Source organism: Streptomyces sp. AgN23, from assembly GCF_001598115.1.
Classification (GTDB): domain Bacteria; phylum Actinomycetota; class Actinomycetes; order Streptomycetales; family Streptomycetaceae; genus Streptomyces; species Streptomyces antimycoticus.
This window is the reverse complement of the sequence record NZ_CP007153.1, coordinates 6,817,150-6,840,062: the sequence shown is the minus strand read 5'-3', so window position 1 is coordinate 6,840,062 and position 22,913 is coordinate 6,817,150. Positions and strand designations below refer to the sequence as shown.

Annotated in this window: 19 protein-coding genes and 2 tRNA genes; 6 read left to right on the top strand and 15 right to left on the bottom strand. The window is 71.3% G+C overall.

Going from position 1 to position 22,913, the window contains the following annotated elements:
• Window positions 1-78 precede the first annotated feature (78 nt).
• The gene (locus AS97_RS29765; RefSeq protein ID WP_059149453.1) at window positions 79-492 is read left to right on the top strand and encodes a Fur family transcriptional regulator; all 414 of its coding nucleotides are present in this window, start codon (window positions 79-81) and stop codon (window positions 490-492) included.
• Between the two features lie 89 nt (window positions 493-581).
• Here the strand turns inward: AS97_RS29765 and AS97_RS29760 are convergent.
• The 4 genes from AS97_RS29760 to AS97_RS29745 all read right to left on the bottom strand — a co-directional run bounded on the left by AS97_RS29760 (window position 582) and on the right by AS97_RS29745 (window position 5,914).
• Window positions 582-658 (bottom strand) — tRNA-Met (locus AS97_RS29760).
• Window positions 659-795: 137 nt separating this feature from the next.
• Complete coding sequence (locus AS97_RS29755) at window positions 796-2,643, bottom strand: tetratricopeptide repeat protein (protein WP_210565966.1); 1,848 nt, start codon at window positions 2,641-2,643, stop codon at window positions 796-798.
• 181 nt (window positions 2,644-2,824) lie between these two features.
• Window positions 2,825-2,898: transfer RNA gene (locus tag AS97_RS29750), tRNA-Met, on the bottom strand.
• A gap of 70 nt (window positions 2,899-2,968) precedes the next feature.
• On the bottom strand, window positions 2,969-5,914 hold the full coding sequence (locus AS97_RS29745; protein ID WP_086708992.1) for a UPF0182 family protein: 2,946 nt from the start codon (window positions 5,912-5,914) through the stop codon (window positions 2,969-2,971).
• Between the two features lie 133 nt (window positions 5,915-6,047).
• Here AS97_RS29745 and AS97_RS29740 point away from each other — a divergent pair, with 133 nt between their 5' ends.
• Window positions 6,048-6,611, top strand: coding sequence for a PPA1309 family protein (locus AS97_RS29740; protein WP_059149456.1), 564 nt, complete (start codon window positions 6,048-6,050; stop codon window positions 6,609-6,611).
• 21 nt (window positions 6,612-6,632) lie between these two features.
• On the opposite strand, the gene AS97_RS29735 is transcribed toward AS97_RS29740, so the two are convergent.
• The 3 genes from AS97_RS29735 to AS97_RS29725 form a co-directional block, all read right to left on the bottom strand.
• Window positions 6,633-7,727, bottom strand: coding sequence for a PDZ domain-containing protein (locus AS97_RS29735; protein ID WP_079059961.1), 1,095 nt, complete (start codon window positions 7,725-7,727; stop codon window positions 6,633-6,635).
• A 485-nt stretch (window positions 7,728-8,212) separates the two neighbouring features.
• Complete coding sequence (locus tag AS97_RS29730; RefSeq protein ID WP_086711864.1) at window positions 8,213-8,680, bottom strand: molybdenum cofactor biosynthesis protein MoaE; 468 nt, start codon at window positions 8,678-8,680, stop codon at window positions 8,213-8,215.
• A gap of 104 nt (window positions 8,681-8,784) precedes the next feature.
• Window positions 8,785-9,894: an NAD-dependent epimerase/dehydratase family protein gene (locus AS97_RS29725; RefSeq protein WP_210565965.1), complete on the bottom strand. Its 1,110-nt coding sequence runs from the start codon at window positions 9,892-9,894 to the stop codon at window positions 8,785-8,787.
• A 192-nt stretch (window positions 9,895-10,086) separates the two neighbouring features.
• Here AS97_RS29725 and AS97_RS29720 point away from each other — a divergent pair, with 192 nt between their 5' ends.
• Together AS97_RS29720 and AS97_RS29715 are read left to right on the top strand one after the other, a co-directional pair.
• The gene (locus AS97_RS29720) at window positions 10,087-11,571 is read left to right on the top strand and encodes a zinc-dependent metalloprotease (RefSeq protein ID WP_059145202.1); all 1,485 of its coding nucleotides are present in this window, start codon (window positions 10,087-10,089) and stop codon (window positions 11,569-11,571) included.
• Window positions 11,568-12,095 (top strand): NUDIX hydrolase, encoded by a 528-nt coding sequence (locus AS97_RS29715; protein WP_059145203.1) that lies wholly within the window; start codon window positions 11,568-11,570, stop codon window positions 12,093-12,095. The genes AS97_RS29720 and AS97_RS29715 overlap by 4 nt, the downstream gene beginning before the upstream one ends.
• A gap of 70 nt (window positions 12,096-12,165) precedes the next feature.
• Here the strand turns inward: AS97_RS29715 and AS97_RS29710 are convergent, their stop codons facing one another.
• The 4 genes from AS97_RS29710 to AS97_RS29695 form a co-directional block, all read right to left on the bottom strand.
• The gene (locus tag AS97_RS29710; RefSeq protein WP_210565964.1) at window positions 12,166-12,924 is read right to left on the bottom strand and encodes an AIM24 family protein; all 759 of its coding nucleotides are present in this window, start codon (window positions 12,922-12,924) and stop codon (window positions 12,166-12,168) included.
• A gap of 16 nt (window positions 12,925-12,940) precedes the next feature.
• Window positions 12,941-13,624: an AIM24 family protein gene (locus AS97_RS29705; RefSeq protein WP_210565963.1), complete on the bottom strand. Its 684-nt coding sequence runs from the start codon at window positions 13,622-13,624 to the stop codon at window positions 12,941-12,943.
• An 11-nt stretch (window positions 13,625-13,635) separates the two neighbouring features.
• The gene (locus tag AS97_RS29700; protein ID WP_210565962.1) at window positions 13,636-15,414 is read right to left on the bottom strand and encodes a TerD family protein; all 1,779 of its coding nucleotides are present in this window, start codon (window positions 15,412-15,414) and stop codon (window positions 13,636-13,638) included.
• A 126-nt stretch (window positions 15,415-15,540) separates the two neighbouring features.
• Window positions 15,541-16,188 (bottom strand): M48 family metallopeptidase, encoded by a 648-nt coding sequence (locus tag AS97_RS29695; RefSeq protein ID WP_059145206.1) that lies wholly within the window; start codon window positions 16,186-16,188, stop codon window positions 15,541-15,543.
• A 265-nt stretch (window positions 16,189-16,453) separates the two neighbouring features.
• On the opposite strand from AS97_RS29695, the gene AS97_RS29690 reads away from it, so the two are divergent.
• Window positions 16,454-17,593, top strand: a complete 1,140-nt coding sequence (locus AS97_RS29690) for a ThiF family adenylyltransferase (protein WP_059145207.1) — start codon at window positions 16,454-16,456, stop codon at window positions 17,591-17,593.
• A 75-nt stretch (window positions 17,594-17,668) separates the two neighbouring features.
• Window positions 17,669-19,165: an AarF/ABC1/UbiB kinase family protein gene (locus AS97_RS29685; protein WP_210565961.1), complete on the top strand. Its 1,497-nt coding sequence runs from the start codon at window positions 17,669-17,671 to the stop codon at window positions 19,163-19,165.
• A gap of 186 nt (window positions 19,166-19,351) precedes the next feature.
• Here AS97_RS29685 and AS97_RS29680 read toward each other — a convergent pair whose 3' ends face one another.
• From AS97_RS29680 to AS97_RS29665, 4 genes are all read right to left on the bottom strand, one after another.
• Window positions 19,352-19,663: a hypothetical protein gene (locus tag AS97_RS29680; protein ID WP_059145209.1), complete on the bottom strand. Its 312-nt coding sequence runs from the start codon at window positions 19,661-19,663 to the stop codon at window positions 19,352-19,354.
• Window positions 19,660-20,022 (bottom strand): WhiB family transcriptional regulator, encoded by a 363-nt coding sequence (locus tag AS97_RS29675; RefSeq protein WP_059145210.1) that lies wholly within the window; start codon window positions 20,020-20,022, stop codon window positions 19,660-19,662. Before AS97_RS29675 ends, AS97_RS29680 begins: the two co-directional genes overlap by 4 nt.
• Window positions 20,023-20,137: 115 nt before the next feature.
• On the bottom strand, window positions 20,138-20,404 hold the full coding sequence (locus AS97_RS29670; RefSeq protein WP_059145211.1) for a hypothetical protein: 267 nt from the start codon (window positions 20,402-20,404) through the stop codon (window positions 20,138-20,140).
• A gap of 140 nt (window positions 20,405-20,544) precedes the next feature.
• Window positions 20,545-22,842, bottom strand: a complete 2,298-nt coding sequence (locus AS97_RS29665) for an ATP-dependent DNA helicase UvrD2 (protein WP_086706778.1) — start codon at window positions 22,840-22,842, stop codon at window positions 20,545-20,547.
• Between the last annotated feature and the right edge of the window lie 71 nt (window positions 22,843-22,913).

The following is a 22,913-nucleotide window of genomic DNA, read 5'->3' as shown; positions in this document are numbered from 1 at the left end:
GTTGGAAACTCATACCCGATCTGGTCAAGGACTCGTCCGCTGCTACCCTTGTCCTTATCTGACTGATAGGTGAATGGCATGAGTGACCTGCTGGAACGGCTCAGGGGACGCGGCTGGAGGCTGACGGCGCAGCGGCGTGTCGTCGCCGAGGTCCTCGACGGGGACCACGTGCACTACACCGCCGACGAAGTCCATGCGGCGGCGGCCGAGCGACTGCCCGAGATCTCCCGCGCGACCGTCTACAACACCCTGGGCGAGCTGGTCTCGCTCGGCGAGGTGATCGAGGTCACCACGGACGGCAGGGCCAAGCGCTACGACCCGAACGCACACCACGCGCATCAGCACCTGGTGTGCGCGAAGTGCGGCACGATCCGCGATGTCCACCCCTCCGGCGATCTGCTCGCCGACCTGCCCACGCAGGAGCGCTACGGCTTCGCGATCTCCGCGGTCGAGGTGACCTACCGGGGTCTCTGCCCCGACTGTGCGGCCTGAGAACGCCCGCGAGGAACGGCCGAAACAAGACGGTCGACGGCCACGACAGACGAGAGGCCCGGATCCTGGAGGATCCGGGCCTCTCGCTTTGGTAGCGGGGACAGGATTTGAACCTGCGACCTCTGGGTTATGAGCCCAGCGAGCTACCGAGCTGCTCCACCCCGCGTCGTTGTGTTGCAACCTTAACCCGGGGTGGACAGCAGGAGCAAACCGGTTATCGGCCGGACGCCCACCGGGGGCTCCGGGCCGGGGTTCCGGCCCGGAGCACAACGCCGTGAGCTGCTGTTACGCCGCGAGCTTGCGCTACGCCGTGAGCTCCTGCTGCAGCACGTCCCGCAGCCGCGCCGCGCGCTCGGCGACCTCCGCGGGCCCCAGTTCGACCGCCCGCGCGCACCACCGCTGCCCCTCGGTGAGCGCCCCACGGCGGGCCGCGAGCAGCGCGAGCCGCAGCGCGGCCCGGCCGTGCCCCGCCTCGGCGGCACGCGTCCACCACAAGGCGGCCTCCGGCTCGCTGCCCTCCCGGGCCAGCAGCAGCCCCAGGTTGAACGCGCCGTTGCTGCTGCCCGCCTCGGCCGCCGCCCGGTACCAGCGCGCGGCCTCGACCACGTCGCCGCGCGCGGCCGCGAACATGCCCACCCGCACCTGGGCCCGCCGGTGGCCCTGGCGCGCGGCCCGCTCGTACCACTCCTCGTACTCGGGGAGGTGCGGCCCGGAGCCGTCGTCGGGCGGCGGGGTCGGGAAGCGCGTCCCGGACGAGCTGCCGAGGCCGGTGCCGGTCGCCGGATCGCCGCCGACCGACGAGCGGTCCAGCAGCGCGGCCAGCCGGAAGGCCCCCTCGGCGCTGCCGCCGCCCGCGGCGCAGCGCAGATTGCGCTCGGCGCCCTGGAGGTCGCCGTCCCGCTGCAGGGCGAGGCCGACCTGCAGCGCCGCCTCGGTGTGCCCGGCGGCGGCGGCCCGCTCGTACCACTGCCGGGCCGCCCGGGCCTCGCCCCGGCCCGCGTACAGGATCCCCAGGTTGAACGCGGCGTCGACGCTGCCCGCCTCGGCCGCCTTGGAGAACCACGGCTCGGCGCCCGCCGCGTCGCCGCGCTGCAGCAGCATCACGGCGACCGCGTTGGCGGCCTCGCGGTGGCCCGCGTAGGCGGCGCGGCGGTACCACTGCTCGGCCTGTACGGTGCGGCCCTGCTCGGCGCAGAGCAGCCCGAGGTTGTAGGCGCCGTTGATGTCCCCGGCGTCGAGCGCGGCGCGGTACCAGCGCTCGGCGGTCTGGGTCTCGCCCCGGTCGGCGTGCAGCGCGCCGAGCGCGTTGGCGGCGTTGCCGTCGCCGTCCTGGGCCGCCCGGTGCCACCAGACCGCCGCGCTGTCCGTGTCGCCCGCGTCGCGCAGCAGGAAGCCCAGCGCACAGGCGGCGCGGGACTCACCGTCCTTGGCGGACATCAGGTACCAGCGGCCGGCCTCCTTGGTCTCACCGCGCTTCTCCAGCAGCGTGCCGAGGTGAAGGGCGGCGCGCCGGTGGCCGCGCGCGGCGGCCTGCCGGTACCACTGCTCGGCCTCCTCCCGCCCGGCCCCGTCGGCGCCGCGGCGGCGCTCGGCCACCGGCTCGTCGCCCTCGTCGCCGCGGTCGTCCAGGATGCGGGCGAGCCGGTACGCGGCCTCGCGGTGGCCGCGCTCGGCGGCCGTGCGGAACCAGCGCTCGGCGCCGATGTCGCTGCGGTGCTCCAGCAGATCGCCCAGCGCGTACGCGCCCAGGGTGTGGCCGGATTCGGCGGACTGGCGCAGCCAGTACTCCGCGGCGGGCTCATCGCCCCGCTCACGGTGGTGACGGCCCAGGGCGTGGGCCGCGGCGGCGGATCCGGCGACGGCGGCTATGCGCCACCAGCCGGCCGCCTCATCGGCGTAGCCGCGCTGGTGCAGCAGGACGCCGAGGTTGTTGGCGGCGGCGCGATCGCCCGCCGCGGTGGCTCCCCGCAGATGCGGTTCCGCACCGTCGACGTCGCCACGGCGCAGCAGCAGCGCGCCCAGTGCGCTCATCGCGGCGGTGTCACCGGCCTCGGCGGCACGACGGTGCCGGGTCTCCTCCTCGGCATCGTCATGCGTGTGCGCAAAACGCCCTGTCTCCAACAGACTGACCCTGTCCCCCATAAATCCCATCGTGGCATCACCCGCATCCGGCGTACACCTGGTATACCGCAGCCGAGGAGGTCACTTCAGCGTTTTGTCGACATGCCCACAGAGAGACAACCCAAACGCTTGTATCCGCATTCCCCGAGTGGACGCTCGCAGAACACACAACAAGGCCCGGATCCTTGCGGATCCGGGCCGTGTCTGTCAGTAGCGGGGACAGGATTTGAACCTGCGACCTCTGGGTTATGAGCCCAGCGAGCTACCGAGCTGCTCCACCCCGCGCCGTGTTGCCACCACCGTATCACGGTGCGCGGGGTCGGCCGCCCGGCCGTTCTCGCAGGTCGTCAGAGGGTCAGCCGCCCTTCTTGCCGGAACCGTCACCGGCGCTCTGGCTCTGCGGCTGGTTCTGCTTCTGCCCCGGCTTGTCGCCCGCCTTCTCCTCCGCCTTGGCGGCGCGGTTCAGAGCGTCCTTCAGATCGTCCTGGGCCCTGCCGTACGCCTCCCAGTCCTGCGGCTGCTTCTGAAGCGCGTCCTGGCCGTCCTGGTACGCCTCCTGGGCGTCCTTGAGGGCTTCCTTCACCGTGGGGTTGGCGCTCGACGGCGGTTCCTGCCCGCCGTCGCCCGGTGGCTGCTGCTCCTCGGGCGACTCACCGAAGACGGCGTCCAGGGCCTCACCCAGGGTGTCCTTGAAGACGGTCTCCTTGCCGTAGGAGACGCCCACCTTCTTCAGCAGCGGGTAGTTGGCGCTGCCACCGCGGGCGTAGACCGGCTCGATATACAGGAAGCCGTCGTCCAGTGGCACGGTGAGCAGATTGCCGTACTCGATGTCGGAGTCGGTGCCTCTGAGGTTCCGGACGAACTCGGCGACCTCCGGATCACCGTTGAGCTCGCTCTGCACCTGCTGTGGCCCCGGCACGTTGGAGGTGACCTTCAGCAGTCTTATCGTGCCGTAGTCCTTGCTGTTGGCATCCGCGTCGATCGACATGAACGCACCCAGGTTCGGACGCCCGTTGGGGGTGAAGGTCGTCGTCAGCGAGAACGTCTGCCCCTTCTGGTCGGGCATCTTCATGCTGAGGTAGTACGGCGGTACCGCGTTCCCCTCCTTGTGGGTCGGGTCCTCGGGGACCTGCCAGGCGTCACTGCCGCTGTAGAACTGCGTCGGGTCGGTGACGTGGTAGCGGGTCAGCAGCTCGCGCTGGACCTTGAAGAGGTCCTGCGGATACCGCAGATGCTCCATCAGGTCCTGGCTGATCTTCTCCTTGGGCTCGACCGTGCCCGGGAACGCCTTCTCCCAGGTCTTCAGGACCGGGTCCTTGGTGTCCCACTCATAGAGCTTGACCGTGCCGTCGTAGGCGTCCACGGTCGCCTTGACCGAGTTGCGGATGTAGTTGACCTTGTTCTGCTGGGCGACCACCGACCGGTCTCCGTCGCTCAGCGAGTCGGCCGTGCTGTCGCCCAGTGTCGTCCGCGAGGCGTACGGATAGCCGTTGGTCGTGGTGTAGGCGTCGACCACCCACTTGATCCGGCCGCCCACCACCGCCGGATAGGCGTCACCGTCGATGGTCAGCCAGGGGGCGACCTTCTCGACGCGCTCCTTGGGGGTGCGGTTGTACAGGATCCGCGAACCGTCGCCGATCGCGCCCGAGTAGAGGATCTGAGGCTCGCCGAACGCCACCGCGTAGGCGGCGCGGTTGACCGGGTTGGAGAGGCTGACCCCGCTCTTGCCCTTGTAGCTGGTGGTCTTCTCGCCGTTCTTCTCGTAGTCGAGCTCCTTCTGGGGGCCACCGACTATCGAGTACTGATCGGTCTTCTCGCCGTAGTAGACCTGCTGCCGGTAGGTGCCGACCCCGCCGCCGCTGGAGCTCTTGGTGGGCAGCCCGGACTCGGTGAAGTCCGGCGAACCGGCCGGGTCCGCGTTGGGATCGGTCGTGGTGCCCTTCGCCGCCACCATGCCGTAGCCGTGGGTGTAGGTGAAGTGGTCGTTGATCCAGTTCCGCTTGGGGATGCCGTTGAGGTTCAGCTCGCGCACACCGACGACGGTGTCCTGGTCCTTGCCGTCGGCACCCTTGTAGCGGTCGACGTCCAGCGTCGAGGGGAACTGGTAGTACTTCCGCTCCTGCTGGAGCTGCTGGAAGGTCGGCGAGATGACGCTGGGGTCGATCAGCCGGTAACTGGCCGTCGAATTGGCGTCCTTACGGAGCTTCTCGCCGCCCTCGCTGTCGTTCTTGCCGGAGTAGTCCGCCACCTTGGAGTCATCGATGCCATACGCCTGGCGCGTGGCCTCGATGTTCTTCTGGATGTACGGCGCCTCCTTGGCCTGCTCGTTCGGCTGCACCTGGAACTTCTGCACGATCGCCGGGTAGAGCCCGCCGATGAGGATCGCCGACAGCACCATCAGCCCGAAGCCGATGACCGGCAGCTGCCAGGTGCGGCGCCACAGCGTCGCGAAGAAGAGCACCGCGCAGATGGCCGCGATGCAGAACAGGATCGTCTTGGCGGGCAGATAGGCGTTGGCGTCCACATAGCGCAGACCCGTCCAGTTGCCCGTCGCCTTGAAGTCGCTGGACTTCACCGCGAGGCCGTAGCGATCCAGCCAGTACGCCACCGCCTTGAGCGCGACGAAGACGCCCAGCAGCACCGACAGATGGCCGGTGGCCGCGGCGGTCGCGCGGGCGCCGGGGCTGGTGACCCGCAGGCCCCCGTAGAGGTAGTGCACCAGGGCGGCGGCGATGAGCGAGAGCACCGTGGCCGCGAAGCCGAAGCTCAGCAGGAAGCGGTACCAGGGCAGATCGAAGGCGTAGAACGCCACGTCCTTGTGGAACTGCGGGTCCTTCTGACCGAAGGGCACTCCATTGACCCACAGCAGCCAGATCCGCCACTGGCCGGCCGCCGAGGCGCCCGCGATCAGCCCGACCAGGGCGGTGACCGCGAGCAGCACCCACTTCTTGAACGGGGCGATGCCCATCCGGTAACGGTCCAGGCTCTGCTGCTCCATGGACATCGCGCTGAGCGGCGGCCGCAGCCGGTGCGCCAGCCAGATGTTGATCCCCACCGCCGTGGCCATCAGCACGCCGAAGACGAAGAACAAACCGATCTTCGTCTTCAGGGTCGTACTGAAGACGGACGAGTAATGAAGCGAGCGATACCAGAGCCAATCCGTCCAAAACCCGGCAAACATGACAAAGAGCATGGCCAATACGGCCAGCACGCCCAGGGTCATGAGCAGGGTCCTGGCACGCCGGGACGGTCGGCCGACTCTCATCCGCGGCCCCGTCGGGCCTCCGCCGCGGTCCGGCATCTGGAAAGCCAAGGTGCGCACCTCGAAGTTCGCTGTCGATTGAGGACCCTGAACTCCAGGGCCCACCTGATGCAACTTACTCAGGCTTTACTCAGTTCCCGTTTCCGGGTCCGAACAGGGCACGATATGAACCATGTCCAACGCAACCCCCGGCACCGACCCGCTGGCCTCGAATCCTCTGACCCGAGCCGTCCTCGAAATTGACGAGTACGCCTCAGGGCTCGGCTGGGACCAGCCCGCCCGGCTCTTCGCCCTCGTCGACACCACCCGGCTGCGCGCCGAGGAGCCCGGCCTCGCCTCCCAGCTCGGCCTTGACGAGGGCGGCGAGGAGATCGCCTCCCTGACCCCCATCGAGCAGGACGAGCTGCCCTCCGGCGCCCCGCTGGACGAGTTCCTCGCCACCATCGCCTGGCCCGACGCCGTGACCGGCTGCGCCCTGACCGTCGAGCGGCAGATGCTGCCGCCGTCCGCCGAGGGCTCCGTGCCCAAGGGCCTGGCCGACGCCGAGCTGGCCAAGTGGGTCGCCGAACACCCGGACCGCCAGGAGGTCCGGATGACCGTCGCCGTGCTGCGGGACGGCACGCGCGAGTCGGCCCTGCGGCTGCGGGAGAAGGACTCCCCGACCGAGGTGCTCACCGGTGCCGGCCTGGTGCCGGGCCTGGCGGACGCGCTCAGCGCCACCTTCGCCACCGACTGACCGCCGAGAGGGGGGCGCCGCTCAGCCCGTCGCGCACTTCGGCAGACCGGCGGTGTCCCCCTTACGGATCTTCTCGAGCGCCTTGAGGGCGTCGTCGATCGTGTGCACCTTGACCAGCCGCAGCCCGCCCGGCACGTCCTTGGCGGCGGCCGCGCAGTTCTCCTTGGGCGTGAGGAAGTAGCGGGCGCCCGCGTCGCGCGCGCCGATGGTCTTCATCTCGATCCCGCCGATCGGGCCGACCGTGCCCTTGTCGTCGATGGTGCCGGTGCCCGCGATGTACTTCCCGCCGGTGAGATCCCCGGACGACAGCCGGTCCACGATCCCCAGCGCGAACATCAGCCCCGCGCTGGGCCCGCCCACGTCCGCCAGCTTGATGTCGATCCGGAACGGGAAGGTGTAGTCGACCCCGGCCTGGATCCCCACGATGGCGCGGGAGCGGCCCTGGTCCGCCTTCACGGTGGTGATCGTGACGCGCTCTTCGCCGGTGGGTTGCTTGCCGCGCTTCTCCGCCGCGGCCACGTCCTTGGCCGGGACGACCGAGAAGGCCACTTTCTGGCCCGGCTTGTGCTTGGTGACCAGCTTGGCGACGTCATCGGGCTCGCGCACCGCCGTGCCGTCCACCGACTTGATCACATCGCCCGCGTGCAGCTTGCCCTGGGCCGGGGCGCCCTTCTGGACGGCGCCGACGATGACATGCGCGGTGACCGGCTTCTTCAGCGCCCGCAGCGCCGCGACCTTGGCGGACTCCTGGGACTGGGTGAACTCCTCGGCGTTCTGCTGATCGACCTGGTCCGGGGTCTTGTCGTCCGGGTAGAGGGTGCTGTGCGGCACGACCACGTCATCGTGCGCCAGCCAGCCGTAGACGGCCTCCACGAGGTTCATCCGGTACTCGGAGCCGGTGACGCGGACCGTCGTCATGTTCAGATGACCACCCGTGGTCTCGCAGTTCTTGCGGCCCGAGATCTGCAGCACGCACTCCCCGTTGTGCTCGCCCAGGGTGTTGTACGTCGGCCCGGGAGACATCTCCGCGTACGGCACCGGGATCAGCACTCCGGCGCAGAGCAGCGCGATCAGCATCAGAAGGGAGGCGAGCATCGTCGCAGTGCGGCGTGGCATGGAACGACAGTACGGGACCCGTCCGTCAGTCCACCGTCGGGGCCGTCCGTACGAGGGGCGGCGCGGACGGGGCGCGGTCAGGCCGCGGCGTCCGAATCGGAGGGCTGGCGCTCCATCGCCTCGCGGAAGCGCGCGTATCCGGCCAACTCAGCTACGTCCCCCCCGGACTTCCGATTTACGGCTCGGGCGGCTATGCCCGCGTATATCGCCGCGGCTATCGCCGCGAACAGCGGAATGAGCAACCAGAGAAGCGCACCCACAGCAGCCTCCCGACCCCTGGAAAAATCGCGATCCACGACCGCGACTGACAGATGAGCAGATTAATCCTCTGCCAGGTCAACGCTCACGGCAGGGTGGGGGTTACGCAAGTGGAGTACACCCTTCCGCACCCAACCGCACTCCCGCCGCCCGACCACCACCCCGCAACGAGGCGCTACGCGCCCACCCGCCCTCCCGTCACCCGACCACCACCCCGCAACGAGGCGCTACGCGCCCACCCATTCCTCGGTCCCGTCCGCGAAGGACTGGTGCTTCCAGATCGGCACCTCGCGCTTGAGGTCGTCGATCAGACGGCGGCAGGCGGCGAACGCCTCCGCCCGGTGCGGGCAGGAGACGGCCACCACCACGGCCAGATCGCCGATCGCCAGATCGCCCACCCGATGCACGGCGGCCAGCGCGCGGACCGGGAAGTCGGCCACGACCTTCTCGGCCACCCGGCGCAGCTCGGCCTCGGCGGTCGGATGCGCGGAGTAGCCGAGGGCACCGACCTCCGCGCCTCCGTCGTGATTGCGCACGGTGCCCACGAACAGCGCCGTACCGCCCGCCGCGGCATCGCCCACCGCCCCGAACACCTCGTCGACGGAGAGGGGTGTGTCACGGACGGCGAGCAGCCGGATGGGATTGGCGGCCGCGAGTTCGCCGGGGTGATCGTACGAATGTGCCATGCCGTCCATCGTGCCGCACCGTCCCGTCCTCACGTAATACCGGATCCCGGAAAGTGTCTTCCGGTATAGGCCCGTCTGGGTCAGGCCCGCGCCGTGCCCGCGCCAGTCCCGTCTCAGGCCCGGCGGCGCGCCTTACGGGCGCGGCGCACGATCGCCGCGGTGCCCACCAGGGCCACGGTCGCACCCGCGGCACCGAGCGTCGTGGCGTCCTTACGGCCCAGACGCCGGCCGGCGACCGTATGGCGGCCGGAGACCTCCTCCAGCAGCTCCGCCAGGACCTCCTCGTTGGTCCAGCGCGGCCGCCAGCCCGCCGCGTGCAGCCTGCTGCCGCTGATCGCCCACGGGTGCATCGTGTACGCGAGATCGCCGGCCGGGGACGGCGTCAGACCGAGCCGGTGCAGCCGGGAGGCGGCGCCCAGGGCGACCGCCGAGGGCAGCTCCATGCGCCGGATTCCGGACAGCTCCTCGACCTCATCCTGCTCCAGCCAGCCCTCGCAACCGACCGCCAGCTCGCCCTCGACCTTCTCCAGAGCGGCGTACTCCAGCGCGCCGACCAGGTCCTCCATATGGCAGAACTGCCAGGTGGGACGGGATCCGGCGACGACCAGCAGACGCGGTGACTCGAAGTAGCGGGTGAGCGCGGTGTCCGTGCCGCCGACCAGGATCGCCGGGCGCACCACGGTGACATTCAGCCCCGGATGCGCTCGGGGCGCGCGCTCCCCGAGCCGCTCGATCTCCAGGAGATCGCCGACGCCGGTGGCCTCGGCGGTCGCCCGCAGCTCCGCGTCCTCGGCGAGCGGCACGGCGTTGTCCGGGAGCGCCCCGTAGACCATCGCGGAGGTGCACAGCACCACCCGGCGCACCCCGGCCGCCGCGGCGGCCGTAAGGACGGTCTGGGTGCCGCGCACGTTGTAGGCGGTGCGGGCGGCGGAGTCGGTGCCCAGGTCCAGGTCGACGGCGAGGTGAACCACCACGTCCGCGCCGCGCAGCTTCTCGGCGATGGCCGGATCGCGGACGTCCAGCACATGCCACTGCGCCTCGCTCACCTCACCGCGGCGTTCATCGATGGCCAGGACCTGCTTGACCTCTTCGGACTCCGCGAGCCGCTGCGTGAGCAGGGCACCTGGGCCCGAGGCGGCACCGGTCACCGCCACGACGGGTCGTCGTGCGGTGCGAGCCGTATCGTTTCGCGCAGCGCGAACTTCTCGGTCTGGGGAACTCACCGGGCGTCTCCAGCGGTTGTCTTCGGTACGGAGCGCATGCACGCATACGTACCAGGTGACGTCCATCCTGCCGCAGGGCGGCGATCAGCGAAGCACCGAGCCCGGAAACCGGCGAGGTGTCTAGGCTGGGTGGTGATGTCGGGCATCCGCCACCGGCCCGGGAGCCGGTGGCCCAACGAGCCGAGGAAACCCGTGAGTGACACCCCATTCGGATTCGGCCTTCCGCCGGAGGAGCCGGAGGACGGCGACGACGGCAAGAAGAAGGGCGGCCAGGGCGGCGAGCAGGGCCCCGCGAATCCCTTCGGGTTCGGCGGCGGACCCGGCGGAGCGGGCGGCGCGGACAATCCGTTCGCCGCGATGTTCGGTTCGCTGAATCCGGGCGACCTGGGCGCCGCCTTCCAACAGCTCGGGCAGATGCTCTCCTACGAGGGCGGCCCGGTGAACTGGGACATGGCCAAGGACATCGCGCGCCAGACCGTGGCGCGCGGCACCGCCGACGGCAGTAAGGACGAGAGCGTCGGCCCCGCCGACCGTGCCGCGGTCCAGGAGGCCATGCGCCTGGCCGACCTGTGGCTGGACGGCGTCACCTCGCTGCCTTCGGGCTCCGGGAGCGCCGTGGCCTGGAGCCGCGCCGAATGGGTCGAGGCGACCCTGCCGGTGTGGAAGGACCTGGTGGACCCGGTCGCCGAGCGGGTCGGCGCCGCCATGGGCGACGTGCTGCCCGAGGAGATGCAGGCCATGGCCGGCCCGCTGCTCGGGATGATGCGCTCGATGGGCGGCGCCATGTTCGGCACCCAGATCGGGCAGGCACTGGGCGTGCTGGCCGGCGAGGTGGTCGGCTCGACCGATATCGGGCTGCCGCTGGGCCCGGCGGGCAAGGCGGCCCTGCTGCCGGTCAACATCGCGGCGCTCGGCTCCGGCCTCGGCGTGCCCAAGGAAGAGGTCCGGCTGTATCTGGCCCTGCGCGAGGCGGCCCACCAGCGGCTCTTCGCCCATGTGCCGTGGCTGCGCTCGCACCTCTTCGGCGCGGTCGAGGGATACGCCCGCGGCATCAAGGTCGACACCGCCAAGCTGGAGGACGCGGTCGGCCAGCTCGACCCGACCCACCCCGAGCAGCTGCAGGAGGCACTGCAGCAGGGCATGTTCCAGCCTGAGGACACCGCCGAGCAGAAGGCCGCGCTGGCGCGTCTGGAGACCGCTCTGGCGCTGGTCGAGGGCTGGGTGGACGCGGTGGTGCACGCCGCCGCCAAGCCGCATCTGCCCTCCGCCGACGCCCTGCGCGAGACGCTGCGGCGACGCCGGGCCAGCGGCGGCCCCGCCGAGCAGACCTTCGCCACGCTGATCGGCCTGGAGCTGCGGCCGCGCCGGCTGCGGGACGCCTCCCGGCTGTGGGCCTCGCTGACCGACGCCCGGGGCCTGGAGGGGCGCGACGGGCTGTGGGCGCATCCGGACATGCTGCCGACCGCGCAGGACCTCGACGACCCGGACGGCTTCGTCCACGGCGAGCAGCTGGACTTCTCCGAGCTGGACAAGATGCTCGGCGAGGCGGCGGGCGGTGAGGACCGTAAGGACGGCCCCGAGCGCCCCGACCTCCGTAAGGACGACCCCGACCGTCCCGACCTGCGTAAGGACAGCGAGGGCGGCGAGGACGACGACCGGGGCGACGGCGAGAAGTGAGTCTGCACCAGGACGCGGCGCGGGTGCTCACCGAGTGGCCCGCGCCCGATGCCGCCCAGGAGCGGCTGCGGCGGCATTACGGCGACCATCTGGCCGCGTATCCGGACGGCATGTGGAAGGCGTGCGGGGACGGCCACATCACGGCGAGCGCGCTGGTGGTCGACCCGGACCGGGAGCGCGTGCTGCTCACCCTGCACCGGAAGCTGCGGATGTGGCTGCAGATGGGCGGCCACTGCGAGCCGGACGACGCCACGCTCGCGGGCGCGGCGCTGCGCGAGGCCACCGAGGAGTCCGGGATCGAGGGGCTGACGCTGCTGCCGGGCGGCCCGGTGCGGCTCGACCGGCACCACACCCCCTGCGCCTGGCATCTGGACGTCCAGTACGCGGCGGTCGCGCCCCGGGGCGCGGTGGCGGCGATCAGCGACGAGTCACTGGATCTGCGCTGGTTCGGCTACGACGAGGTGGCGGACGTGGCCGATGAATCGGTGCGGCACCTGGTGACGCGCACCCGCGCGCTGCTCTGAGGAGCGCGTCGGCCGCGAACCGGGAGTCCGCGGCCGCCGTGCTCCATCAGCGTGATCAACGTGGCCTCGGTCAGTTGCTGAAGATGTTGCCCTGGTTCTGACCGCGGGCGCCCTGCTGGCCCATGCCGAATTGCGCGGCCACGCCGCCCCCGACCACCGCGTTCTGCGGCGGGAGCAGCTCACTGGGCTGCACCAGCGCGTAGCCCTGGCCGAGGAAGCTGAGCTCCCAGCCCTCGCCGGTGTTGCCGCGCCGCCGCCAGACGCCCGAGGAGTGCGTCTGCGCCTGCATCTGGACCCGCAGCGAGCTGGACCAGGCGACGATGGCGTCCGCATCGACGTTGACGTACTTGTCGGGGGTGACCTGGAGCAGCAGCGGCTGCCCCGAGGTCATCAGCGCGACCTTGCCGTGGCCGGAGATGTTGAGGTTGTACTTGCCGGAGCCGGAGATCCCGTACTGGCTGTCCACCGCGATCGTCTCCCAGTGCAGCGTGGAGTCGAGCGCTAGTACGTAGGAGCTGTCGACGGTCAGCCCGTCGTGGTCCACGTCCATCACATGGATGTGCTGGGCGAGGTTGGCGAGGTAGACCGTGCCCTGCCCGGAGCAGCGCATCAGGTCCAGGCCCTCACCGGCGCGGCTGCGGGTCATGCGCTGCCCCGGCGTCTGGTACTCGCCGTCGAACTCGATGAGCCCCTGATAGGCGACCATGCTGCCCTTACGGGCGAGCACATCCTCATGGCCGCTCAGGGCGACCCGCAGCAGCTGCGGGTTCTGCAGCGCGTAGCGGTCCTGCGTCTGGGCCTCGGTGAAGGCGAAAAGCGGGCTCTGCATCTGGTGTCCCTCCCCCTCAGCCCCGGGCCCGGAGCCGGTCGGTGCTGTCCTCACTGGGCTGTACGACGACGAAGCCCTGCCCGGAGAAACCGAGCTGATATGCCTCGCCGCTGCCCCGGCCGATCAGGGACGACGCCTTGAAGCTGCGCTTGCCCTTCACCTTGAGCCCCGAGGACCAGGCCACGAGTGCGTCCGGGTCCACATAGGTCTCGTCCTCACCGCGGCCGCAGTCGACCACGATCGGCGTGCCGCGGGAGGTCAGGGCGACCCAGCCGGTGCCGGAGACGCCCACGTTGAACAGGCCCTGCCCGGCGAACTTGGCGATGCCCTTGACCCGTTCGACGCCCCACTGGAGATGCGCGTCGAAGGCGAGGAGGTTGGTGCCGTTGACCGACAGCCCGTCGCCGCCCAGGTTGATGCAGACGACATTGGCCCCGTAGTCGGCGAGGTAGAGCAGGCCGTCGCCGCTGCACCGCATCAGCGGGGTGCCCTCGCCGGTCAGCCACTGGGAGGCCATCTGACGTACCGCGGGCGGGTTGGGCTCGTACTGGACGAAGCCCTCGTAGGCCACCATCGAGCCGGTGCGGGCGAAAAGGTCCTGGCCGCTCTGCATGGCGACCTTGAGCATGCTGGCGCCGTGGTTCTCCATGCGGGCGGCGACCGGGGCGGGTGCGAAGCCCGAGATCATTTGCTGGTCCATGACGGGCTCCTTCAGACCTCGTAGGGCTGGACGACGATGAAGTTGCCGGGCGCGCCACGGAACTGGAGGTTCACGGTCTCCCCACTGTGGCCGGGGTAGGCGCTGCGGCGCAGCCGCACCTGGCTGGAGATGATCACCTGGGATCCGGCGGACCACGCCACGATGGCGTTGCTGTCGGCGAAGGTGGTCGGGGTGACGGGGAGGACGACCGGCGTGCCCTCGGTCTTCACCACGACGGTGCCGGTGCCCTGGAACTGCATGGTGAACAGCGCGCCGCCGGGGATGCCATGGCCCTCGATCCGGCGCACCTCGTGGTGCAGCGACTCGTCGAAGGCGAGCACGTTCTCGGCGGCGACACAGATGGCGTCGCCCTGGAGCTCGATCGGGTGGAGTTCGGCGGCGTTCTCGGCGAGGAAGACCTGGCCCTGGCCGGTGCAGCGCATGAGCTGCATCTCCTGGCCGGTCGCGTTGCCGACGATCCGGCCGCGGAAGCCGGCGCCCTTGTAGCTGAAGTCGACCTTGCCCTGGTAGAGCACCATCGTGCCCTGGCGGGCGAGCACGGGCTGCCCGCCGACGCCGAGGTCGACCCGCATCAGCCGGGGGTTCTGCGGCGTCCAGCGCCGGCCGGTGGGCGCCTCCCGGTACTGGGCGAGCGCGGCCTGGAGCCCGGGCGCGCCACCGCCGCCCTGGGGGACGCCCATGGCCTGCTGCTGACCGTAAGGAGCGGGCTGGCCCGGCTGACCGGCCTGGCCGGGGTACGGCTGGCCGTACGGCGCGGGGGCGGGCGGGGTCTGGCCCGGCGGCTGCCCGAAGGGGGCCTGCTGGCCCGGGAACTGGCCCGGAGGCGGGGGCGGCGGCACCTGGCCGGGTGGGGGCACCTGGCCTGGGCCGGGCGGCGCGATGGGTGCGGCGATGGTCGGGGCGCCGTGCATCTGGGGGGTGCCGGGGGCGGGTGGCTGAACGCCCTGCGGGGGCGTGCCCTGGGGCGTTCCCTGCGGGGGCGTACCCGGGGCGGGCACCCCTTGGGGCGGCATCCCTTGCGGCGGTGTGCCCTGCGGAGGCGTTCCCTGCGGAGGCGTTCCCTGGGGAGTGCCGAAGGCGGGGGCAGGCTGCGGTGCGGGCGGCGCCGGGGCGGCCGGGGCAGCGGTCGCGGCCGGGGCAGCGGTCGCGGCCGGGGGCGCGAAGCCCGGGGCGGGAGCCGCCTGGCCGGGCGGCGCGAAACCGGGCGCGGCACCCTGGGCGGGCGCGGGGGCGGGCTCCTCCTCGGCCACCTCACCGCCGAAGTTCTTGAGCAGCGCGTCCAGTCCCCCGTCGAAGCCCTGTCCGACGGCGGCGAACCGCCAGACGTCCTTGAGGTAGAAGTCGCCCAGCATCACCGCACGTTCGGTGCTGAACTCCGCACCGGTGAAGGAATACCGGGCCACCTCCTCGCCGCCCGCGACGATCCGGATATAGCCCGGGCCGATCTGCGACATCTGCCCGGCGCCGTCGAGGGTCGCGGTGAAGGAGAGCTTGTGGATGGTGGAGGGGATGCTGTCGAGCGTGACGCGGAACGAATCCGTGTCACCGGCCTGCGCCCCGAGTTGCTGTATCGCTTCTTCAGGGGACTTCGGCTGGTTGAAGAAAATGAAGTAGCGGTCGTCCGACAGCCGCTCGTCCGCGTCGAGCCCGAAGCAGCTGATGTCGAACGTCAGACCGGGCCCGGCGATCTGCACCCCGACGTACAGATCCCTCCCGGCCGTCAGATCACTGATCCTGGCCTTGTGGCCGCGCTGGAATTCCCTGGCCATACGTTAGGACCGTCCCCCATCGACGTACCGGTGAGTGCATTGCGCGCCAGGCTAGCCGCTGCCGCCGACTATGAGCGACGCCAAGGGGCACGGGTCTGGTTCCGTTACGGCACGGGAGCGGTTCCGTTACGGCACCCGCGTCGTCCCCTGCGGCTGGTCGTCCCCGGGCCCGGTGAGGTGCGGCAACCGCCCGGCGGCGACCACCCCTTCGAGATAGCCCCGGGCCCGCTCGGTCCGCGGGTACGCCTCCAGGAGCTGCCAGAAGCGCCGGCCGTGGCCCGGCACCAGCAGATGGGCCAGCTCGTGGAGGAGCACATAGTCCACGACGTACTCGGGCATGCCCTGGAGCCGGTGCGAGAGCCGGATGCTGCCCTCGGCGGGGGTGCACGACCCCCAGCGGGTGTTCTGGTTGGTGACCCAGCGGACGGTGGCGGGCCGGGCCCGCCCGCCCAGGTACTGGCCGGAGAGCAGCTCGGCGCGGGCGGCCAGCTCCGCGTCGCCCAGCATCCGCTTGCTCTCCTGCGCGGCCAGCTTGTCCAGCATGACGCTCACCCAGCGCCGCTCCTCCGCCTCGGACATCCGGGCGGGGATGAGGACGACGGTGCGGTCACCCTCGCGATAGGCGGAGACCGTCCTGCGCCGCCGGGTGCTCCTGCGGACCTCGACCGCGCTCGCGCCCGAGCCTCGGCTCTGCGGGCTCGGGACGGTGCGCGGTGCGCTCGCGGCGCTGCGGGGGCTCTCCCCCGCGGTGCGAGAGGACGGATCGGCGGGCACGCCCCGACGTTACCCGCTGGCCGCCGGGGAAGTCCCGCCCCGCACCTTGTTGCGGACCGAACCACTCCACGGTGTGCACGGCTTGTACGACCGGTGTTCGTACGACTTATTCCACCGCCTGTGGATAACGCTCTGCGGGCTCCGGGCGCCTACCCGCATGCTGAGGGCGGTGCAACGGAAGCGAACCAACGCAGTTCCACGTGAAAAGTGACGAACAGGTAAGTACAGCCACGAAAAGGCACAGACCATCAAACGGGGGGCGACGATGCATCCGATGCTCAAGCCCGCGCTGCGGCGCGGCTGGCGGAGCCGGGACACGGTCCAGTTCGGGGTGGCCCGGGCGCATGCGGTAGTGATGGGGCCGGTGGACACGGCCACGGGCAGCTTTCTGGAGCTGCTGGACGGCACCCGCGGTCTGCCGCTGCTGCGGCAGGAGGCCCGGGCCATCGGGCTGCCGGAGGGGCGGGCCGACGCACTGGTGGACCGGCTGGCGGCGGCCGGTCTGCTCGACGAGCCGAGGGACGGCGGTGAGCCCGCCGCGGCCCTGGACCGGCTGCGGCCCGACGCGGGTGCGCTCTCGGTGCTGCATCCCGAGCCCGGGGCGGCGGCGCGGCTGCTCGCCGCGCGGCGGGCGATGCGGGTGCAGGTGCGGGGCGCCGGCCGGGTCGGGGCGGCGGTCGCGGCCGCGCTGTCGGGCTCGGGGGTCGGCCGGGTCGATGTGGTGGACGGAGGGTGTGTCGAGCCCTGGGATGTGGCTCCCGGTGGGCTGTCCGCCGATCAGATCGGGGAGCGCCGGGATGTGGCCGCGCGCCGCGTGGTGCGACAGACCGCACCCGGTCCGCTGCCGCGTCGGTCGGCCCGGGAGCGGACCTCCGCAGAAGAGCGAACCCCGTCGGGAGAGCACGGTCTGGCGCTTGTGGTGATCGCCCCGCGTGACGGCCTCGCCGCGTACGCACCGGATCCGGACCCGGCCCAGCCGCTGCTCGCCTCCGGGACACCCCATCTCTACGCGGGAGTCATCGAGGCCACGGGGGTGGTGGGGCCGCTGGTGGTGCCGGGCATGACGCCCTGCGCGGGCTGTGCCGCGGCGGGCCGCGCCGAGCGGGAGCCCGTCTGGCCGCGGATGCTCGCGCAGTGGCGGTCCGGGCGCCGGCGGACCGCCCCGGCCTGTGACGCGGCGCTGGCGATGGTGGTGGCGGGGCTCACCGCGGTGCAGGCGCTGGCCTTCCTCGACGGCCGGCCCTCCGGGGGCGCGGGGGTCCGGTGGGAGCTGGCGCTTCCCTCCCTCGTCTGGGAGGCGCGTCCGGTCGTAGCACATCCCGGATGCGGCTGCGGAGCGGCCGGGGAGGAGGATGCGGTATATGCCTCGGCCGCAGAGGCACCGCACGCGACAATGTCCGGGTGACCCACGTCCGTGGAGTGGGCGACGGGGGCCCGGGGGCCACCCTCCGGGATGGCACGGCTGTAGTTGGAGGGGCGCATGACCGATCTGCCGCGCAAGGCGATCACCCGTACCGCCAAACTGGCGGCGCTGCCCTTGGGATTCGCGGGGCGCGCCACGTGGGGGCTCGGGAAGCGGATAGGGGGACGGCCGGCGGAGATGGTCGCGCGCGAGGTACAGCAGCGCACCGCCGAGCAGATGTTCAAGGTCCTCGGTGAGCTCAAGGGCGGGGCCATGAAGCTCGGGCAGGCCATGTCGGTCTTCGAGTCGGCGCTGCCCGAGGAGATAGCCAGGCCCTACCGGGCGGCGCTGACCAAGCTCCAGGAGGCGGCCCCTCCCATGCCCAGCCGCACGGTCCACGCGGCGCTGGAGGAGCGGCTGGGCCCGGACTGGCCGGAGCTGTTCCAGGAGTTCGACGACAAGCCGGCGGCGGCCGCCTCGATCGGGCAGGTGCATCGGGCGGTCTGGCACGACGGGCGCGTGGTGGCGGTCAAGGTGCAGTACCCGGGGGCGGGCGAGGCGCTGCTGTCCGACCTCAACCAACTGAGCCGGTTCGCCCGGGTGCTGGGGCCGCTGGTGCCGGGGCTGGACGTCAAGCCGCTGATCGCGGAGTTGCGCGAGCGAGTCGCCGAAGAGCTGGACTACGAACTGGAGGCGGCGTCCCAGCGGGCCCATGCGGAGGAGTACGCACAGGACACGGAGATCGTGGTGCCCGAGGTGGTGCACCAGAGCGATCAGATACTGATCACCGAATGGATGGAGGGGATACCGCTCTCCGAGGTGATAGCCGACGGCACCCAGGAGCAGCGGGACCGCGCCGGGCAGCTGCTGGCCCGCTTCCTGTTCTCGGGGGCGTCGCGCACCGGGCTGCTGCACGCCGATCCGCATCCGGGGAACTTCCGGCTGCTGACCGGTGACGCCCCGGACGGATCGCCGGAGCGGTGGAAGCTGGGGGTGCTGGACTTCGGCTCGGTGAACCGGCTCCCGGAAGGGCTTCCGAAGCCCATCGGCATCGCACTGCGCATGGCGCTCCAGGGCGATGCCATGGGGGTCTACGAGCTGATGCGCGGGGAGGGGTTCGTCAAGCCGACGATCGAGATGGACCCGGACGACCTGCTGGACTTTCTGCTGCCGATGCTCGAACCGGCCCAGGTCGACGCGTTCGTCTTCGACCGGCAGTGGCTGCGCAGCCAGGCGGCGCGGGTGGCCGATCGTCACTCCCCCGTCTATGAGCTGGGCAATCAGCTGAACCTGCCGCCCGCCTATCTGCTGATCCACCGGGTGACCCTGAGCACCATCGGGGTGCTGTGCCAGCTGGGCGCGACGGTGCGGCTGCGGGATGAACTCGAAGCGTGGGTCCCCGGCTTCGCCCAGGACCCGGAGCCCGAGGGCGGCGCCGAAGAAGGCGCAGAAGCCGAAGAGGGCACCGGAACCGGGGAAGCCACCGAAGCCGGAGAGGCCACCGGAACCGGGGAAGCCACCGAAGCCGCTCAAGGCGCCGAGGAGAAGTCCGAGGCCGCGGAGACCTCGGCCTGAGCACGCGCGCCGCCCGGCCGGGTCTCTGGTGCCGGGTGCCGTCGCCTCGGAGCGCGGGCGCTTCGGGGTAGCCAGAAGGGCCGGTCCGATCGGACCGGCCCTCTGTGGTCACGCGACGGGTCGAGGTATGACCCGTCAATGTGTGGTGATGTCAGCCCCGACTCTGGTCGGTGGCGCACCTGGTGGTCACTGCATGACCGCGATGGCCAGGGCGCGGCGGGCGCGGAGCGAGGCACGCTCCGCGCGCCGCTGCATCCGGCGCGCGGCGGCGAGCCGAGCGGCGGGCCGTTCGGACTCGGCCTCCTGAAGCCGGTCGTGCATATGCGCACGCGCCAGGGCTTCTTGGATGAGTTGCATCTCTCGGTTCCTGTTCTGGCGCGACTCGGGCGCGCCGGAGGTTTCTGGTGCTGGGGTGTCGGAGACCGGTGGGGTCATCGTCGGGACCTGCTTCATGGGGTCGTGCGTCGCTGGGCGATCGATGGTGCCGTGGGTGCTCATGCCGCAACCGGGTTCTTACGCGGACGGCCACGCGGCCGCTTGCGGGCCACCACCACGCCCTGGACGAAGAGCTCGCCGCCCCAGACGCCCCAGGGCTCACGGCGGTCTTTGGCACCGGCGAGGCAGGCCGCACGCAGCGGGCAGGTCTGGCACAGCGACTTCGCGTACTCGACGTCGGCCGGGGACTCGGCGAAGAAGACCTCCGGGTCGTACGAGCGGCACGGAACGGCTACACCCAGGTTCTCGATGGCCTCATCGAGTTCGGTGAGGGCGGTGAGCGGGATCAAGGAGTCCTCCGAGGAGTCAGGCGGTCGGTTCAGGTCGGTCGATGCGGACGGGGCGTGTGCGTTGAGTTGCACGGTGTGTGGTCCTCGTCTCTTCGGTCCGGCTGGTGGCCGGGCTCTGGCAAATCAAAAGGGCCGCGGATCCCGGTGTGGGTTCCGCGGCCCTGGAAGGTGCCGACCTGATCCTGGATCAGGCTGGATAACTCCAGGGTTCGAGCCTGCGGAAGGCCCACGTCTTGTGGTGCTGCTGGATCGTCCGGGATTCGGCACCATTGGTCGCAAAGGCATAGGCCATTGCCTGTGCCACTGCCGCTACCGCAGGTGCCTGGATCGGTCGCTCACTGAGGCGCGCCTCATTGACGCCGGGCATACCGGTGCCAGGAAGCGCGGAGCCGAGCAGGCAGGTGGCGACGACCGATCGATCGGCCTTTTTGATGGTGTTGATGAAGCTGATCATTAGTCTTCGCCTCCTCTCGGCGTCTCAGGGACCGATCGAAACCAGTCCGGGTGTTCAGTACAACACGGAATCCCTGGCTCCTGGAAGGGCCGTTGTCTCCGTGCTCGGAAGGCTATGGGTATGGCCTCCGCGCGCGCAAACTATTTTTCCGTCGAGTTTTGCCAAGGGTCACCCGAATGGCTTCCCCCGGCATCGTCGTCCCCCTCGCCGTCGACCGCCGAGGGCAGTTCTCGCCCCGCGCACAGCGCGAGGACGTCGGCTCCGAACCGGTCGAGCTTGCGCCGTCCGACACCGGCGATGCGGGCGAGCTCCGGTGCGGTTTCCGGAACGGCCTCGGCAATCGCGAGCAGTGTCTTGTCGGTGAAGACGCAGTAGGCCGGCTGCCCCAGCAGCCCCGCCTGCTCCGCCCGCCAGTCGCGCAGCCGCTCATAGAGCGCCTCGTCCAGCTCCGACGGGCAGCCCTCGCAGCGCATCAGCTTCATCTCGCCCGCGTCGGTCAGCGCCCGGCCGCACACCCGGCAGTGGACCGGACCACGCCGCCTGCGCACGGTGGCGCCCCCGCCGCCCGGGGCCGCCGCCCCGCGCTCGATCCCGCCGGCCCCGCCGAGGGTGCGGGCGCCCACGGCCTGGGAGCCGGGCCGCAGCCCGTTGAGAAAGCGGGTGGGGCGGCGGGAGGCCCGGCCGCCCGGAGCCCGCGAGAGCGCCCAGGACAGCGTCAGATGGTGACGCGCGCGGGTGACCCCCACATAGAGCAGCCGGCGCTCCTCCTCGATCTGCTGGTCCGTCTTGGCGTAGGTGATCGGCACCATCCCCTCGGTGAGACCGACCAGGAAGACCGCGTCCCATTCGAGGCCCTTGGCGGCGTGGAGTGAGGCGAGGGTCACACCCTCGACGGTCGGGGCGTGCTGCGCCGCCGCCCGCTCGTCGAGCTCCGCCACCAGATCCGAGAGCGTGGCGCCGGGGCGGCTGCCCGCGAAGTCCTCGGCGAGCCGCACCAGGGCGGCCAGGGACTCCCAGCGGTCGCGCACCGCGCCCGATCCCGCCGGGGGCTCGGGCGTCCAGCCACGGGTGCCCAGCACGGCCCGCACCTGGGACGGGATGTCGGCATCCGCCAGCGCCGGGTCGGCACTTCTCCCGCGGGCCGCGCCGCGCAGCAGCAGCCCCGCCTCGCGCACCTCGGGCCGCTCGAAGAACCGCTCGGCGCCGCGCAGCTGATAGGGCACCTGCGCATCGGCCAGCGCCTGCTCATAGAGCTCCGACTGGGCGTTGACCCGGTAGAGGACCGCGATCTGGCTCGCCGGGACGCCGCCGCCCCCCTGTTCGACCGGGGTGATCAGCTCACGGATCCGGCGGGCGGTGCCCTCGGCCTCGGCCGGCTCGTCCGCATAGGCGACGTAGACCGGGTCGGGGCCCGCCTCCCGCTGGGAGACCAGCTCCAGCCGGTGCTCGGCGGCCCGGCCGCGGGCCTGGGAGAGCAGCCCGTTGGCCAGGTGGACCACCTGGGGGGTGGAGCGGTAGTCCCGGATCAGCTTGACCACCGTGGCCCCGGGGTGGCGGGTGCGGAAGTTCAGCAGATGGTCGGGGGTGGCGCCGGTGAAGGAGTAGATGGTCTGGCTGGCGTCGCCGACCACGCACAGGCTGTCCCGGTCGCCCAGCCACAGCTCCAGCAGCCGCTGCTGCAGCGGGCTGACGTCCTGGTACTCGTCGACCACGAAGTGCTGGTACTGACGGCGCACCTGATCGGCGATGTCGTGCCGCTCCTGGAGCACACCGACCGTGAGGAGCAGCACATCCTCGAAGTCGATGACGCCGCGGTCGCGCTTCAACTGCTCATAGGTGGCGTAGATCCGGCCGATCTCGGCGGCGTCGCGGGGGGCCTCCCGACCGGATTTGGCGGCCACGGCCGGATAATCCTCGGGCACGGTCTGGGTGACCTTCGACCATTCGATCTCGCCGGTCACATCCCGCAGCTCATTGCGGTCCAGCCGGACCCGGCACCGCGCGGCGGCCTCGGCCACGAGCTGGACCTTGCGCTCGACCAGCCGCGGCACCTCACCGCCGACCGCCTTGGGCCAGAAATACTGCAGCTGACGCAGGGCCGCCGAGTGGAACGTGCGCGCCTGCACCCCGCCCGCGCCGAGCTGCCGCAGCCGGCCGCGCATCTCCCCCGCCGCCCGGTTGGTGAAGGTGACGGCCAGCACGCTGGCGGGCTGGAGCATGCCCGCGCGCACCCCATAGGCGATCCGGTGGGTGATGGCACGGGTCTTGCCGGTGCCGGCCCCGGCCAGCACGCACACCGCGCCGTGCAGGGACGTCGCCACCTCGCGCTGCTCGGGGTCGAGCCCGTCGAGCACCGCGTCGGCGTCACGCGGCGTGGCCGCGTAGGCACCCGGTGCGGAGCCCTGCGGGAACAGAGTGGAGGACGTTGCTGCAGTCACCCCGCCATGCTGCCAGGTCCCCTGGGACCCCCGTGCCGGTTGTCCACAGCCATCGCCTTCCGGTCATATGA

What these genes read in the sequence shown, in the direction of transcription:
- AS97_RS29755 (WP_210565966.1), bottom strand. Translation starts at nt 2,643, where the DNA reads ATGGGATTTATGGGGGACAGGGTCAGTCTGTTGGAGACAGGGCGTTTT.
- AS97_RS29740 (WP_059149456.1), top strand. Translation starts at nt 6,048, where the DNA reads ATGTCCAACGCAACCCCCGGCACCGACCCGCTGGCCTCGAATCCTCTG.
- AS97_RS29700 (WP_210565962.1), bottom strand. Translation starts at nt 15,414, where the DNA reads ATGGCCAGGGAATTCCAGCGCGGCCACAAGGCCAGGATCAGTGATCTG.
- AS97_RS29765 (WP_059149453.1), top strand. Translation starts at nt 79, where the DNA reads ATGAGTGACCTGCTGGAACGGCTCAGGGGACGCGGCTGGAGGCTGACG.
- AS97_RS29745 (WP_086708992.1), bottom strand. Translation starts at nt 5,914, where the DNA reads ATGCCGGACCGCGGCGGAGGCCCGACGGGGCCGCGGATGAGAGTCGGC.
- AS97_RS29685 (WP_210565961.1), top strand. Translation starts at nt 17,669, where the DNA reads ATGACCGATCTGCCGCGCAAGGCGATCACCCGTACCGCCAAACTGGCG.
- AS97_RS29670 (WP_059145211.1), bottom strand. Translation starts at nt 20,404, where the DNA reads ATGATCAGCTTCATCAACACCATCAAAAAGGCCGATCGATCGGTCGTC.
- AS97_RS29735 (WP_079059961.1), bottom strand. Translation starts at nt 7,727, where the DNA reads ATGCCACGCCGCACTGCGACGATGCTCGCCTCCCTTCTGATGCTGATC.
- AS97_RS29705 (WP_210565963.1), bottom strand. Translation starts at nt 13,624, where the DNA reads ATGGACCAGCAAATGATCTCGGGCTTCGCACCCGCCCCGGTCGCCGCC.
- AS97_RS29690 (WP_059145207.1), top strand. Translation starts at nt 16,454, where the DNA reads ATGCATCCGATGCTCAAGCCCGCGCTGCGGCGCGGCTGGCGGAGCCGG.
- AS97_RS29730 (WP_086711864.1), bottom strand. Translation starts at nt 8,680, where the DNA reads ATGGACGGCATGGCACATTCGTACGATCACCCCGGCGAACTCGCGGCC.
- AS97_RS29710 (WP_210565964.1), bottom strand. Translation starts at nt 12,924, where the DNA reads ATGCAGAGCCCGCTTTTCGCCTTCACCGAGGCCCAGACGCAGGACCGC.
- AS97_RS29680 (WP_059145209.1), bottom strand. Translation starts at nt 19,663, where the DNA reads ATGAGCACCCACGGCACCATCGATCGCCCAGCGACGCACGACCCCATG.